This is a genomic window from Amycolatopsis sp. cg13, assembly GCF_041346965.1.
Taxonomy (GTDB): domain Bacteria; phylum Actinomycetota; class Actinomycetes; order Mycobacteriales; family Pseudonocardiaceae; genus Amycolatopsis.
The window spans coordinates 3,202,224-3,217,192 of sequence record NZ_CP166848.1; the positions used below are offsets into that span (position 1 = coordinate 3,202,224).

General features: G+C 69.2%; 11 protein-coding genes. 2 read left to right on the forward strand and 9 right to left on the reverse strand.

Annotated elements, in window-relative coordinates; translation table 11 throughout:
- Nucleotides 1-188: 188 nt before the first annotated feature.
- The 8 genes from AB5I40_RS14455 to AB5I40_RS14490 form a co-directional block, all read right to left on the reverse strand.
- Nucleotides 189-3,200, reverse strand: coding sequence for a helix-turn-helix transcriptional regulator (locus AB5I40_RS14455; RefSeq protein WP_370939001.1), 3,012 nt, complete (start codon nucleotides 3,198-3,200; stop codon nucleotides 189-191).
- 425 nt (nucleotides 3,201-3,625) lie between these two features.
- A complete protein-coding gene (locus AB5I40_RS14460; protein ID WP_370939002.1) occupies nucleotides 3,626-3,832 on the reverse strand; it encodes a hypothetical protein in 207 nt (68 codons plus the stop codon).
- 185 nt (nucleotides 3,833-4,017) lie between these two features.
- Nucleotides 4,018-4,215, reverse strand: coding sequence for a DUF397 domain-containing protein (locus AB5I40_RS14465; protein ID WP_037809881.1), 198 nt, complete (start codon nucleotides 4,213-4,215; stop codon nucleotides 4,018-4,020).
- 13 nt (nucleotides 4,216-4,228) lie between these two features.
- Entirely contained in the window at nucleotides 4,229-5,128 is a 900-nt protein-coding gene (locus AB5I40_RS14470) for a helix-turn-helix domain-containing protein (protein WP_370939003.1), read from the reverse strand.
- A 427-nt stretch (nucleotides 5,129-5,555) separates the two neighbouring features.
- The gene (locus AB5I40_RS14475) at nucleotides 5,556-6,458 is read right to left on the reverse strand and encodes an acyl-CoA thioesterase (protein ID WP_370939004.1); all 903 of its coding nucleotides are present in this window, start codon (nucleotides 6,456-6,458) and stop codon (nucleotides 5,556-5,558) included.
- A 36-nt stretch (nucleotides 6,459-6,494) separates the two neighbouring features.
- On the reverse strand, nucleotides 6,495-7,919 hold the full coding sequence (gene pyk, locus AB5I40_RS14480; protein ID WP_370939005.1) for a pyruvate kinase: 1,425 nt from the start codon (nucleotides 7,917-7,919) through the stop codon (nucleotides 6,495-6,497).
- A gap of 157 nt (nucleotides 7,920-8,076) precedes the next feature.
- Complete coding sequence (locus AB5I40_RS14485) at nucleotides 8,077-8,742, reverse strand: DUF2461 domain-containing protein (RefSeq protein ID WP_370939006.1); 666 nt, start codon at nucleotides 8,740-8,742, stop codon at nucleotides 8,077-8,079.
- A gap of 57 nt (nucleotides 8,743-8,799) precedes the next feature.
- Nucleotides 8,800-10,026, reverse strand: a complete 1,227-nt coding sequence (locus AB5I40_RS14490; RefSeq protein WP_370939007.1) for a glycoside hydrolase family 18 protein — start codon at nucleotides 10,024-10,026, stop codon at nucleotides 8,800-8,802.
- 169 nt (nucleotides 10,027-10,195) lie between these two features.
- Between AB5I40_RS14490 and AB5I40_RS14495 the strand changes: the two genes are divergently transcribed.
- Entirely contained in the window at nucleotides 10,196-10,498 is a 303-nt protein-coding gene (locus AB5I40_RS14495; RefSeq protein WP_182890918.1) for a helix-turn-helix transcriptional regulator, read from the forward strand.
- A 10-nt stretch (nucleotides 10,499-10,508) separates the two neighbouring features.
- Entirely contained in the window at nucleotides 10,509-11,945 is a 1,437-nt protein-coding gene (locus AB5I40_RS14500) for an aromatic amino acid ammonia-lyase (protein ID WP_370939008.1), read from the forward strand.
- Between the two features lie 94 nt (nucleotides 11,946-12,039).
- Here AB5I40_RS14500 and AB5I40_RS14505 read toward each other — a convergent pair whose 3' ends face one another.
- The gene (locus tag AB5I40_RS14505) at nucleotides 12,040-14,856 is read right to left on the reverse strand and encodes an AAA family ATPase (RefSeq protein WP_370939009.1); all 2,817 of its coding nucleotides are present in this window, start codon (nucleotides 14,854-14,856) and stop codon (nucleotides 12,040-12,042) included.
- Nucleotides 14,857-14,969: the final 113 nt, after the last annotated feature.

Sequence of the window (14,969 nt, forward strand, 5' to 3'; positions counted from 1 at the left end):
ACCCAAGGTTCGAGGCACCCAGCCCCACCCCCGCACCCCGATACGAAGCGTCCCTGCGGTCTGGGGGTGCTTGTCAAGGCATCTTTCCCGCCTTGACAAGCACCCCCAGACCGTCAGCACACTCAAGCTTCGGGGTGCCCCACGCAACCCAGGTGCGCAAGGTCGCCGCCAGGCGACGAGCAGCCCCCTTACTCAGGAACAGTCAGCAACCCCCGGTCATAAGCAATCGCCACAGCCTCAGCCCGCCGACTAGCCCCCAACTTCGCCATCACCCGCGAAAGATGCACGCTCACCGTCTTCTCGGAGATGTACAGCTCCTCCCCCACCTGCCGGTTGGTCCGGCCGAGCGCGACGCGCTCCAGCACGTCCCGCTCCCGGTCGGTCAAGGGGTTCAGCTGCGGTCGGGCAGGCACAGCCTCGACACCGGACAACTCCACCCGAGCCCGATGCGCCACATCCCGCACCGCGTCCCGCAACGGAACGGCGTCAAGCTTCACCGCGACCGAATGCGCCGCCTCCAACGCCTCCGCCGCCCCAGCCCGTCCGGCGGCCAGCAGCGCCTCCCCCTGCCGCCAACGACAGACCGCCTGTTCGTAGATCGCACCGTAGGAATACGCCTCGGCTGCTTCCGCCCACAGGTCTGGATCCGCCGGACCTTCCAACGCAGACGCGGCAGCCTCCATCCTCGCCAGCCAGGCCCGCCCCTCCGGCCCCATAGTCCCGGAGCGCGGATGCCCCTCAGCAGCACACCGCCGCCCATGCGCCAAAAGCCGACGGCCGATCGCCACAAAGCCGTCCGCCGCAGCTTGGTCCCCCTTGGCCCGGGCCTCAGCAGCCAACGTGGCAGCGGACGGAATCGCCAGCGCCACGATCCGAATCCCGCCCAGCAGCGCGGACTCGGCCTTCTCCAGCCACTGCACCAACTCGTCGGTGATCCGCAACGCCTCGGAATGCTCTCCGCGCCAAGCAGCCAGCTCGATCGCCGCATCCCCCGCCGCCATCGCGATCTGCAGATCCGCCATCCACTGCTGCCGAAGACCGGGCAACGCCTTGGCCGCGTCCGCGAACCGTCCGCGCCCCACCAAGAACAGCACCCAGTTGGCCAAAATTCGAGCAGCGACCGCGCTGGACACGCCTCGTCGCGCGCGCCCGGCAGCGTCCTCCTTCGGCCAATCCCCGCTCAGATAACGCAAGTAGAGCAGCCGGGCCCGCAACTCCAGCCCGTACGTGCTCCAGGTAAGCCCGGTTTCCTCAGCCCGCGCGACTCCCCGCGCGGCGTGCGCGAGCGCGAGATCCATCTCGGCTTGGTCGTCGTAGCTGAGGGCGAGGAAGTACATCGCGCGGATCTCGACGTTCAACGCACCCGCGTCGTGCGCCTTCTGTTCAGCTTCCCGCAAGCGTTCGCGGGCCTCGTCGGCGTCGCCCGCGCTGTCGGCCAACGTGCCGAGCGTGACGAGCGCCGACGCCTCGGCCCCGACCGCACCAACGGCGCGCGCGTCCGCGACCGCGGTATGCGCGCTGGCCAACGCCTCGGTGTGCTGGTCGCGCAGCCGCTGGAACCCGGCCCGCGAAGCCAGCACCCACGCCCGCGCACCGCTGGGTTCCCGCTCGGCGACCAGCTCCCAAGCGCGCTCGATCGCCTGGACCGCCTCGTCGAATGTGCCTTCCAGCGTGAGCAGCGTTTCGGCCAGCCGACGCCAGACCTTCGCCGAATGCTCGGGCGACGCGTCCGGCTTGAGCACTTCGGTGGCTGACCGCGCGTACGCCACCGCACGCTCCGGCTCGCCGGAAGTGCCGGCGAAGTACGAGGCCTCGCTGAGCAGCTTCAACTCGTCGACGCCGTCGGGACGGTTTTCCGGAGCCACGGCGTCCCAAATGGACTGTGCTTGTTCGATGTGCCGCAACGCCGCGCCGGGCGCGCCGAGCTTTTCCGCTTCGTCCGCGGCGCGGAGCAACGCCGAGAGGGCTGTGTCGAAGTCCCGGCTTTCCAGGCTGTGGAAGGCCAGCTTCGCGTCGTGGCCGCGGCCTTGCGGCATGGACTTGATCCGCGCCGCGTATCCGGCGTGCATCCGCGTGCGCTCGCCGGGCAGCAGGTCCGCGTAGACCGCTTCCTGCAGCAAAGCGTGCCGGAAAGTGTAGAAACCGCCCTCGATGACGAGGACGTGGTGCTGCACGGCTTCCCGCAGCGCCTCGTCCAGCTCCAGGTCGCCGATGCCCGCGACTTGCGCGAGCGCGGCGTGCGAGACCGATTCGTTGGCGACCGAGATGACCCGGAGGACCCGGCGCGTCTCGGCGGGAAAACGTTCGAGCCGTGCCAGAAGGACTTCGGCGAGCCCGGCGGGAAGATCTTGGCAGTCTGCTCCCGTAGCAAGGAGTTCCTCGACGAAGAACGGATTGCCCTCGGACCGTTCGGCGATGTCCGCGACCACGTCCGGCGACAGCGGTTCTTCAGCCAGCGCCGCGACGAACGCGCGCGCGTCGGCCGGTCCGAACGGGGCCAGCGCGACCTGTTCGACGGTGTTCAGCCGGACCAGTTCGGACAGCAGACCGCGCAGCGGATGCCTGCGGTGGACGTCCTCCTCGCGATAGCTGCCGACGACCAGCAGCCGCTGCGCGCGCAGGCGGCTGAGCAGGAAGGACAACAGGTTGCGGGTGGAGGAATCCGCCCAGTGCAGGTCTTCGAGCAGGACGACCACCGGCTGCTCCTGGCCGACCTCGGTCAGCACCCCCAGTACCGCGTCGAACAGCTGGAGCTGGCCCAGGTCCTGCTCGGGCCGCACCCGGCGGACGCCCTCGCGCTCCCCTTCGGACACCTGCCCGTGGTCGCTGGTCGCGGCAGGCTGCGGATCGCCCCCTTGCGGCAGCAGCATCCCCAGCGCGGACCGCGCCCGCACCGCCGCCGCGACCGCGGGATCGGCCGACGACCCCAGCGGAGCCAGCGCCTCGGCGAACGGCAGGTAGGGCAGACCGCCGTCGCGCACGTCGATGCACCGGCCGGTGAGCACGAGCCCGCCGCAGCCGGCGACGTGCTCCCCGAGCGCGGTGAGCAGCCGCGTTTTGCCGACCCCGGCATCGCCCGCGATGAGCACCGCACCTGCTTCTCCGCGTTCTGCGCGCGCGAAGGCCGCTCGCAGCCGCCGCATCTCCTGCGTGCGGGCGACGAGCGGAATACCGGAACCGAGACGAGGCACGAGATGCATTCTCACCTACACCCCCGACAGTTCCGACATGGATTTCCTCGTGGCGGCCGGTTCGGCCAGTGATCTCCGTCCGATCGGCGGACGAAGGAAGCTTCGGGCGGCGCGGCGCGTCGGTCCGGGCGGCGCGCGGGCCGCGGCAAGTCTTTGGTGCGGCAGGGAGCCGGTCAGCTCGCGGCGGTGCGGCACGCCGAAGGTCCGTGAGGGGAACCCTGAGGGAATCTGATTCCCTCAGGGTTGCCCTCACGGACCTCTGCGGGAGTTTCTCCTGGCGGGCGTCACGGGCGAGGTGCGTCCTGCGGGCAAAGCAGCGGCATCGGACGGCGAAGCGAGATCGGATCCGGCGGGCGGAGCGGCCGCCCCGGAAACCGTGTTCCGGCCTGCCGCCCCGCCCGACCCCCTTACCGTCCCCGACCCGGGCCCGGGGCTCAAGCGCTATGTCGCGCCCGGGCCTCCGGTACCGTCGCCGTGCGCCTTTGCTGGCGGGGCACCTCGACGTTCGTGATGCGGTGTGCGCGCACCCAGCGGACGACGCGGTTGCCGCGGCTCAGGCGGGCCTGGCGGGCGGCGCGGCGCAGTTCGGCCATGCGGTAGTCCACCTCGGCGCGGGTGGCGTCCCAGTTGTAGTCGCTCATCGGATTCTCCCCAGCGGGTCGTGGTTCCTTGACGAAGACCACTTTCGTGCTGAGGGCCCCTCCCGGACATCAGGTGATCGCCTACACCCGGACGCGAAAAGACCCCTTACCCGCGCTCTCGACTAAGGAAGTCCAGGTCGAGCGGGGTAAGGGGTCTCCGTGCAGCGATCAGCCGGGCGAACGGATCAAGCCTGCCCCTGGCCGCGCACCGCGTCCAGCAGCGCCTGCCAGCCGGCGGCGGGCAGGCGGAACGCTCCGCCTTCCGGGTCTTTCGAGTCGCGCACCGCGGCGCCGCCCGCGACGAAGGCGACCTCGACGCAGTCGTTGCCGCCGCCGCTGTAGCTGCTCTTGCGCCACTGGGCACCGGAAAGGTCGGCCATCATGGTCCCCACATCCTCACTGTCTCGGGTTGGTGTTCCTCGGTTCCTGAACCGCGGCGGCCTGTTCGGCGAACCGGCCGGCCGCGTCGGTGATCAGAGCCACCGAATCGTCCGGTTTCAGCGCTGCTGCGCGCAGGTGGTCGAACATCAGCGCGTAGCGCCGGACGTCGTCGGGCTGTTCGAGGTACAGGCCGCTGGAAGTGCTGTCGTCGACGTAGACCACGTCGGGATCGGCCTGCTCGGGGAAGCCCATGATGAGGAACGGTCCCTCCATGCCGGGGTGCGCCCCGGCTCCGAACGGCACCACCTGGACGGTCACGTTCGGCTTCTCGGCCATCGCGCTCATCCGGTACAGCTGTTCGGCCATCACCTCGGCGCTGTCGACCACGCGGTGCAGCACCGCCTCGTCGATCACCGCCCAGTACTCGACCGGCGGGTCGTCGGTCAGCAGCTGCTGGCGCGCCATCCGCGCGGCGACCCGGCGGCGGGTCTCGGACTCCTCGGCGTCCGGACGCAGCGCGCGGATCACCGAGAACGCGTAGCGCTCGGTCTGCAGCAGCCCCGGAACCAGCAGCGCCTGGAACGCGCGCAGCGAACTCGCGTCCGCTTCGAGGCCGACGAAGGTGCCGGTGAAGACTTCGTTGTAGGCGTGCCACCAGCCGCGTTTGCGCGCTTCGCGCGCGAGCTGGACGAGCGCCTCCTGCTCGTCGCCGGTGATGCCGTACAGCGCGAGCATGTCCCTCGCGTCGCGCGGGGTGACGCCGACGTGGCCGGTCTCGATGCGGCTCACTTTGGACGCCGAGCACTCCAGCTTCTCGCCGACCTCGTCGATGGTGAGATCGGCGGCTTCGCGCAGCCTCCGCAGTTCGCTCGCGAGGCGCCGGCGGCGAACGGTCGGTCCCTGGCCTCTCGCCACGGCAGCACCTCCGGTCCGTATTGTTGCCCGCACTGCATATCTAACCAGGTGATCGACTTGTCAGTGGAGTAATAACACCGGGGAATTCCCGCTGTCGAGACGGGAGCCGCCGGTCACCGGTTCCGACCTGCATTGTGCAGAGTGCGCTTGTACTCTGGCATCCTGCGGGCCGAGACGCGAATCCAGCCGCGCCGACGGCCCTGAGCAGCGTAGACGACGGCCGTCCTCGGCTATTCGCGGACACCGCGGTAAAGCGGACGACCAGGTGTCCGGGGCCGCCCCCCGACCGGTCCCGGGCACCTTCCTTCGCCTCGCGGGTATTACTCAGACGTGTTTTCCCGCGCAATTTCGCCACGAGAGCGTGGCAGTTTCCGACGATTTCCTCGCAGACAGCCACTCAGAGTGGTCATCGATGGGGTGAACGTCCTTACCGGACCCGCAGCAGTCCTTCTTGGACCACGGTCGCGACGTGCAAGCCGTCGCGGGTGAAGAACCGTCCGGTGGCCAGCCCGCGGGCACCCGAAGCGCTCGGGGACGTGCTGTCGTAAAGGAACCACTCGTCCGCCCGGAATGGACGGTGGAACCACAACGCGTGGTCGAGGCTCGCGCCGAGCACCTTGTCGACGTCCCAGTACACGCCGTGCCGCGCGAGCACCGAGTCCAGCAGCGTCATGTCCGAGGCGTAAGTGAGCACGCAGACGTGCAGGAGCTGGTTGTCGGACAGGGTTCCGTCGGCCCGCATCCAGACGCGGTGGCGCGTCGGGCGTTCGCCGGTCGTGCGGGTGACCCACGGCGGCTCGCCGATGTAGCGGATGTCGATCGGCCGCGGGCGTTCGGCGTGGCGCAGGCCGTATCCGGCGGTCAGCTCGGGGAAGGTCGGCAGCGACTCCGGGGCGGGCACGTCCTCCGGCATCGGCTCGGCGTGGTCGATGCCCGGCTCGTCCTTCTGGAACGACGCGGACAGCGAGAAAATCGCCTTGCCGTGCTGGACCGCGACCACGCGCCGGGTGGTGAACGAGCGGCCGTCGCGGATGCGGTCCACTTCGTACACGATCGGGACGCTCGGGTCGCCGCCGCGGATGAAGTACGCGTGCAGCGAATGGACCCGCCGCTCCTCCGGGACGGTCCGGCCCGCCGCGACGAGCGCCTGCCCGGCGACCTGCCCGCCGAACACGCGCACCGGCGAGTGCGCGGGCGAAACGCCGCGGTAGATGTTCTCTTCGATCTTCTCCAGGTCCAGCAGCGCGACGAGCTTGTCCAGCACCGGCTGCCCGCCGCCACCGGTGCTCGTGTCGAGTCCGGTGGCGGCTTCCCTGGCCATCTCAGTCATGCCGGAACCCTATGCGGGAAGGGTTCCGCACGTCCCTTATGCGTGGTCGTCTTCACCGAGCCGGTGGACGTGGATCAGGTTGGTCGACCCGACGGTCCCGGGCGGCGAGCCCGCGACGATCACCACGAGGTCGCCGCGCTGGTACTTGCCCATTTCGAGCATCGCGTGGTCGACCTGCTGGATCATCTGGTCGGTGGAGTCCACCCGCGGCACGATCTGCGTCGTGGTGCCCCAGGTCAGCGCCAGCTGGCTGCGGACGCTCTGCTCCGGCGTGAACGCCATCAGCGGCAGCCGCGTGTGCAGCCGCGCGAGGCGGCGCACGGTGTCGCCGGACTGCGTGAACGCGACCAGCGCCTTGGCGTTGAGCCGCTCGCCGATGTCGCGGGCGGCGTAGGAGATGACGCCCCGCTTGGTGCGCGGCACGTGCGACAGCGGCGGCACGACCGGCGAATCCGTCTCGACGGCCTCGACGATCCGGCCCATGGTCTGGACCGTTTCGATCGGGTACCGGCCGACGCTCGTCTCGCCGGACAGCATCACCGCGTCCGCGCCGTCGAGGACCGCGTTCGCGACGTCGGACGCCTCGGCGCGGGTCGGGCGGGAGTTGTTGATCATCGATTCCAGCATCTGCGTGGCGACGATGACCGGCTTCGCGTTCTCGCGGCAGATCTGGATGGCGCGCTTCTGCACCAGCGGGACCTGCTCGAGCGGCAGTTCGACGCCGAGGTCGCCGCGGGCGACCATCACCGCGTCGAAGGCCAGCACGATGGCCTCGAGGTTGTAGACCGCCTCGGGCTTCTCGATCTTCGCGACGACCGGCAGCCGTCCCTTGCCCACGCGGTCCATGACCTGGTGCACGAGGTCGATGTCGGCGGGCGAGCGCACGAAGGACAGCGCGATGAAGTCGACGCCCAGCTGCAGCGCGAACTCCAGGTCCTCGATGTCCTTGTCGGACAGCGCGGGCACCGAGACGTCCATCCCGGGCAGCGACACGCCCTTGTTGTTGCTGACCGGGCCGCCCTCGGTCACCTCGCACACGACGTCCGGGCCCTCGACGTCCTTGACCACCAGGCCGACCTTGCCGTCGTCGACCAGCAGCCGGTCGCCCGGCTTGGCGTCCTTGGCGAGTCCCTTGTAGGTGGTCGAAACCCGGTCGTGGGTGCCGGCGACGTCCTCGACGGTGATCCGGACGACGTCCCCGGTGTGCCATTCCGCCGATCCGCTGGCGAACGTGCCCAGCCGGATCTTCGGTCCCTGCAGGTCGGCGAGGATCCCCACCGCCCGGCCACTTTCGGCGGCCGCGGACCGGACCAGGTCGTAGACCTGCTTGTGGTCGCTGTGGCTGCCGTGGCTGAAGTTCATCCTCGCGACGTCCATCCCGGCGTCGACGAGTGCCCGCATCTTCTCCGGCGTGGAGGTCGCGGGACCCAATGTACAAACGATCTTCGCGCGTCGGCTCACGTCCGGAGAGCCTAGTCGCTCGGGCCGCTCCCGTCTGTACCGATCCCGAAGTTCCGGGCCCGGAACGCGGGAAGGATTCAGTTCCGGGCACCGGCGTGCGCTGGGCGACCGCGCCGCGCACGGACACCCGGAATCACCCGAATGGGGGAGGACAGCCTCAGCGCCGCGGTTTCTCGCTCGGACCCACGTGGTCGCGTGCCCATTCGTTGAATTTCCGCAGCTGACGCCACGATTTCCGCACCCGGTCGAACGTCTCGCGCTCATGCAGGAAGTCGTCCGGCTCCCAGACCCGGACGGCGTACACCGAACGGTGCCGCAGCAGGTCGAGGCGCGGATGGTCCTCGGCGAACCCGCGCGGTTTGGACTTCAGCCGGTCGCCGAGAATTTCCCAGCCCGCCTTGCGCAGGCTCGCCAGAATTTTCTCCAGCTCGGGCCCGTGCAGTTCGGTGTCGACCGCCGTGCGGTAGCGGGCCAGCTGGTCCGAGGCCAGGTGGAAGCAACCGCCCCCGACACGCAGCCCGACCGGGCCTACCTCGACGTAATACGCTCCCCCGCCGCGGCCGGACTCGATCACGCCGCCGCAGTGCGTCTTGTACGGCGTCTTGTCCTTGGCGAACCGGACGTCGCGATAGGGCCGGAACACCTTCGCCTCGCCGAAGCCCGCGCCGAACTCCGGCTCCAGCTCGGCCAGCAGCGCCTCCATCGGAGCCCGGACGTGCTCCTTGTAGATGGCCACGTTGTCGTCCCAGTAGGCCTTGGTGTTGTCCGCGAGCAGCCCGTCGTAGAACTCGACGGCGTGCTCCCCGAATCCGCTGAACTTCACCCACAGCACGATAAACCGGGGCACCGACAGAATCGGCGCCCCGGCCGCATCGGGGTCCTACTTGGCGAGTGCCGTGATCAGTTCGCCGTTCGAGGTGTCGCCGGACAGCTCCCAGAAGAAGGTGCCGCCGAGACCCTGCGACCTCGCGTACGACGTCTTGCCCGCGATGGTCGACGGCGTGTCGTAGCTCCACCAGTTGGAACCGCACTTGGCGTACGCGGTGCCCGCGACGGTCCCGGTCGCCGGGCAGCTCGTCTTGAGGATCTTGTAGTCCTCGATGCCCTGCTCGTACTTGCCGGGAGCCGGTCCGGTCGCGGTGCCGCCCGGCGCGCTCTGCGTGACACCGGTCCAGCCACGGCCGTAGAAACCGATGCCCAGCAACAGTTTCGAGGCCGGGACGCCCTTGCTCTTGAGCTTCTGGATGGCCGCATCCGAGTAGAAGCCCTGCGTCGGCAGGCCGTTGTACGACGTGAGCGGCGAGTGCGGCGCGGTCGGCCCTTGCGCGGCCCAGGCGCCGAAGAAGTCGTACGTCATCACGTTGTACCAGTCGACATACTGCGCGGCACCCGCGTAATCGGTGGCGTCCAGCTTGCCGCCGTTGCTGCCGTCCGCGCTGATCGCGGCGGTGACGAGCTTCGACGAGCCGAACTTGCCCCGCACGGCCGCGAGCAGCTTCTTCAGCGCGTCGGGACCGCTGGTGTCACAGGTGAGGCCGCACGCGTTCGGGTACTCCCAGTCGAGGTCGATGCCGTCGAACAGGCCGGCCCAGCGCTTGTCGTTGACGAGGTTGTAGCAGGAATTGGCGAAGGCTTCCGGGTTCTTCGCGGCCTGCCCGAAGCCGCCGGACCAGGTCCAGCCGCCGAACGACCAGATGATCTTCAGCCCGGGATGCTTGGCCTTCAGCTTCTTGAGCTGGTTGAAACTGCCCGCGAGCGGCTGGTCCCAGGTGTCGGCGACGCCGTCGACGCTGCCCGCCGCGTCGTAGGTTTTCTGGTAGTCGGCCCACGCGTCGCCGATCGCGCAGCCGCCGCCGGTGACGTTGCCGAAGGCGAAGTTGATGTGCGTGAGCTTGTTCGCCGAGCCGGACGTCTCGATGTTCTTCACGTGGTAGTTGCGGTCGTAGATGCCCCAGTCGGTGAAGTAGCCGACCACTTTCCCGGCCGCGGCCTCGGTTCTCGCGGGGGCGGCCGTCGAAGCGGCGGGGACGAGCGCGGCCGCGGCGGCGAACGCCGCGGTCGCCAGGCCGGCCAGTGCCAGCAGGCGTTTTCTGCGCAAGCGAAGCATCGTTGCTCCCTTCAGGAGTCACCGTCGGTGACGAAGCGGTAACGGTGGGGACGAATGCACCGTAAGTGGACTAGACCACTAGGTCAATGGTTTAGACCATAAAACGGACATTCGGCGGTACTCGCATTCCTTGACAGGCATATGCCCCGCGAGGCAGATTTCCGGGGTGATGCAGACCTTCGACGTGCTGGCCGAACCCCGCCGCCGCGCGCTGCTGGACCTGCTGCTCGAGGGCGAGCGGTCGGTCGGCGAACTGGTGGCCGAACTGCGGCTCAGCCAGCCCGCCGTGTCCAAGCACCTGCGCGTGCTGCGCGAGGCGGGGCTGGTGACCGTGCGGGTGTCCGCGCAGCGCCGCTGCTACCGGCTGCGCGCCGAACCGCTGGCCGAAGTGGACGCGTGGCTCGCGCCCTACCGGCAGTTCTGGGCGGACCGGCTCGACGCGCTCGAACAGCGGCTGGACGAAACCGAGTGAGGAGCACGCCGTGATCCGAGTGGACGGCCGGACCCTGCGGTGCGCCGACGTGGTCGCGGCGGCGCACACCGAAGGCCCGCTGGCGATCGACGTGTCCATCGCCGCGATGCGCGCGGCTGAGCATTCGTGGAAGCTGGCCGAGGACCTGAGCACCCGGCGAGTGGTCTACGGCCGCACCACCGGCGTCGGCGCGAACAAGGACGACGCGGTGGACGAACCCGCCGAGCATGGTCTTCGGTTGCTGCGCAGCCACGCCGGCGGCAGCGGCGATCTGCTGCCGGACGGCCAGATCCGCGCGATGCTCCTGATCCGGCTCAACCAACTGCTGACCGGCCGGTCCGGAATCAGCCCAGAGCTGATCAACGCACTCGCCGAAGCCGTGCGCACTGGTGCGCTGCCAGTGGTGCACCGACTGGGTGCCATCGGCACCGGCGATCTTGCCCCGCTCGCGGAAACCGCACTCGCGTTGGCCGGTGAACGCGCGTGGGCGATCGGCGCGGTGCCACCGGTTCCGGTGCATGCGGGCGATGCGCTGGCGTTCATGAGCAGCAACGCCGCGACGCTCGCCGAAGCAACTCTCGCCGCGATGAGCCTCGACACGCTTACCCGCGCGAGCCACGCCGTCGCCGCGCTCACGTACGTGGCTCTCGACGGCAACCCCGAGGCGTACGCGACACCTGTGCACGAAGCACGTCCGCACGTCGGGCAAGTGGCTTGCGCGGCTGAGATGCGTCGGCTGTTGGGCATGCACGGCACGCCTAAACCGGGGCGTCGGCTTCAGGATCCCTTCGGGTTGCGGGCTTTTCCTCAGGTGCAAGGTCCTGCTTTGGACGCGATCCACTACTTGCGGGACGTGCTCGCCGTGGAGATCAATGCCAGCACGGAAAATCCGATGATCTCTACGGTACACGGCGACGCTTACCACCATGCGCACTTCCACACCGCTTACGTTTCGACTGCGCTCGATCAAGCCCGCGCGACGGTGCATCAGGTGGCGGAGCTGTCCGTGGCTCGGTTGGGCGACTTGGTGGAACCGGAATTCACCGGGCTGCGGCCGTTTCTCGCCGTCGGGCCGCCGGGGAGTTCCGGGGTGATGATCCTGGAGTATGTCGCGCACGACGCGCTTACCGAACTTCGGCAGGCGGCTTTGCCTGCGACGCTGGGGACTGCTGTGGTGTCGCGGGGGATTGAAGATCACGCGAGTTTTTCGACGCAGGCTGCGCGGGCAGCCACAGCGGCGGCGGCTGCTTATCGGCAGGTGCTGGCTTGCGAGCTGGTGGCTGCCGTGCGGGCGTTGCGGATCCGGAAGGCTGAGCTGGTGGATCTGCCCGTGCGAGCGGCTTTCGCGGCTGCGGTGGGGGTGTTGGACGAGCGGCTGGAGGATCGGCCGTTGACCGAGGACATCGCGAAGGCGGCTGGGGTTTTGGACGAGCTTGCGCGGATCTAACTGACCACAGTGGACACTCGGCTCGGGCAAATGTACGTGAGGGGAACCCTGAGGGAATCTGATTCCCTCAGGGTTCCCCTCACGTACAGTCGGCTCACTCCGGAGACAAGGCGTCCCGCCGCAATGCCGTGAACAGCTCCTCCGCCTGCCCCCGATCCCGAGCCGCGGCAGCACAGTCGCCCCGGCGCTCAGCCAAACCAGCATGTGCAGCGCTCACCCGGGCAAGCAGGTACGGCGAAGCCATCTGTTCGGCCAGCACGCGCGCTTCTCCGAGACTTTCTTCCGCCAAGGCAAGGGATCCGCACCGAAGAAAAGCAAGCCCCTGCACCCGAAAAGCATCCGTACGCGCAAGGATGTGATCGATGTGCTCAGTACAAGCCACCGCCTCCGCCGCGGTCTCCCCAGCAGCGACCGGATCGCCAGCAGCCAGTTGCGCCTCGGCCAGGAACGGCAGGGCGTCGGTCATCTGCCAGCTCCGCTCCCCCTGCATCGCGAGCAACGGCAGCAACCGGCGCACCCCTCGCTCAGGTCGCCCAGCACGCACGTCGTTCTCCGCCAGCTGAGCGGACGCGTTGCAGATGATGTCGGCATTGTCGCTTTCCCGCCCCAGCCGAATCACCTGAGTCAGATCGTCGGCTGCCGCAGTGAAGCGGCCGCAGGCTGACCACAGCGCGCCCCGGCCGATGAGGGCCATCGCGCCGCACATGGGCGATCTGCCGTGTCCCGCCAGTTCCAGTGCCTGGCTGAACCGTCGCAAAGCATCGCCCCAGCGGCCGACGTAGACCGCGCTCGCGCCGAGGTTGCAGACGGCTCGGCTGAGTAGTTCCCGGTCGCCTAGTTCCTCGGCCAGCAACAGGATCCGCTCGAATTGCCGGTCGGCACGGGCCAGTTCGCCGCGGTAGTGGTGCAGCACGGCGACCCCGGTCAGTGCGCGGACGACGATCTCGCGGTCGCCGCACAGTTCCGCAGTGGCGGCGGCGGTGTGCAGATCGGTCAGGGCTTCGTCGTTGCGGCCTAGCAGCCGTAATGCCAAGCCCCGGCGAAGGTGTCCGCCCGAGAGGCCGTGCTCATCCCCCACCGCTTCGGCAGCGACGATCGCGGCGGTGGACACCTCGACGGACTCTCGATAGCGCGTGCTCTGGTAGAGATTGGCGGCGCGAGCCAGCCGCAACTGGACGGCCGATCCGCCGGGTCGGTCTTCGGTCAGCGTCGGCGCGATCCGCGCCAGTCCCTCGCGCGGGGTGCCGCGTTGGTAGTGCAGGTAGCCGATCCGGGCGATCACCAGACGTTGCCGTTCCTCGTCGCCTTCCTTGCGGTACACCAAAAGCGCGCGTTCGGCGGCGGCGAGCGCGGCGTCGTAACGGCCAGCGGCGGCGAGTGCGTCCGCCCAGGCTTCAGCCGCTTCGGCGACAGCGGCCTGCGAACCGGTGCGGTCCAAGAGATCGACTAGCGCGCCCAGGTGCTGGGCGGCCGTGTCGTGGGCGGCTTGTCTGCTGGCTTTTTCCGCGGCGTGCCGCAAGGTTTGCGCGGCTCGTTCAGTGTCCTGCGCGTGCGTGTAGTGGTAAGCCGCAGCCGCGCCGCCCAATGCCTCGGCCAGTCTGCGGTGCAGTACATGTCGACGGCTTGGCGGCAGGTCTCCGTTCATCACCTCGGCGACCAGTTCGTGGGTCAGCCGCACGCCCTCGGCGTTTTCGTCCAGCAGCCGCGCGGTGTGCGCGGGTGCCAGCACTTCGGACAGTTCGGCCGGATCCAGCCCGGCAGCGGCGGCGAGGACTTCCGGGTCCATCCGCTGCTGCCCCACCGCCAGCAGCGTCAGCACCTCGGCGGTCCGTTCGGGCAGCGAACCGAGCTGCCGCCGCACCGCGTGGGTGAGGCCCCACGGCAGTTCCGCGGGCGGTTTGCCGGATCTGCCCAGTACGTGTCCCAGTTGGACCAGGAACAACGGGAGACCGCCAGCCAGCCGAAGCACCCGTTCGCGGGCGGACTGTCCTACCTCGGTCCCGGCGCTGTGGTGCAACAGCGTCGTCGCGTCGTCGTCCGCCAGCGGGGCCAGGGAATGCTGGGTCAGCAAGCCTTTCCGGTACAAGTCGAGCAGAGTGTCGGCCAACGGCTCGGCGGCGGCGATCTCGGTGTCGCGGTAGGCGGCGAGGAATCGGACTCGATCCGGCCGGACGTCCTGGACCAGCGAAGCCAGCAGCGCGAGACCGTCCGGGCTAGCCCATTGGAGGTCGTCCAGAATCACGAGCACGCCATGTCGGCGCGCGAGCGTGTCGAGAAACCGGGCTGCTTCGGCGAACATCAGCCAGCGGGGCGGGGCCGGTTCGGCGGTGCGTTGTTCGGGCAGCAGGAATGACAGGCCGGGTCCGGTGGGATGCTCGGACGCGTGCCGGGCGAACGCCTCGGAGAGCGGCGCGTACGGCTCTCCGCCGTGCCGGGAGCACGCTGTGGAAAGCACCACCGTGCCGCGGGTCTCGGCCAACGTCGCAGCTTCGGCGAGCAGCCGGGTTTTGCCGATTCCGGTCTGTCCGGCGAAAACCAGAAACGGCTTGCCCGTGCCGGAAATGTGTTTGTCCAGCAAGGCGTGTTCCTCGACGCGGCCGATGAGATCCGGTGCCGGGCGAGGCGGCGGGACCGAGTTGTCCGGCGGACGCTGCCTGCCTCGCCGGGCGGCCGCGAGCAGTTCGGCACGGCCGTCTTCGGGCAGCGCGAGACCGTCGGCGAGGAGCTGCACGGTGACCCGCCGCGGATGCCGCTGCCCGCGTTCGAGATTCCCCACGCCGCGCGTGCTCAGCCCGCAGCGCTGCGCCAGTTGTTCCTGCGTCAGCCCGGCCGCCCGGCGCAACCGGACCAGCGTCCGGTCGAACGTTTCCGTCGCGCCGTCCGGCATGTCCCGCACCTCCCGCCGCTCCATGGTCGCTCGCCCCGGGGCAGGCGAACATCCTCCGAAGGTCGGGTTCCTCCTCCCGGCACAACAGCCGGTTGTGCCGGTTGTTCCTGGTTCCGCACCGCCTCGGTGAAATCCAA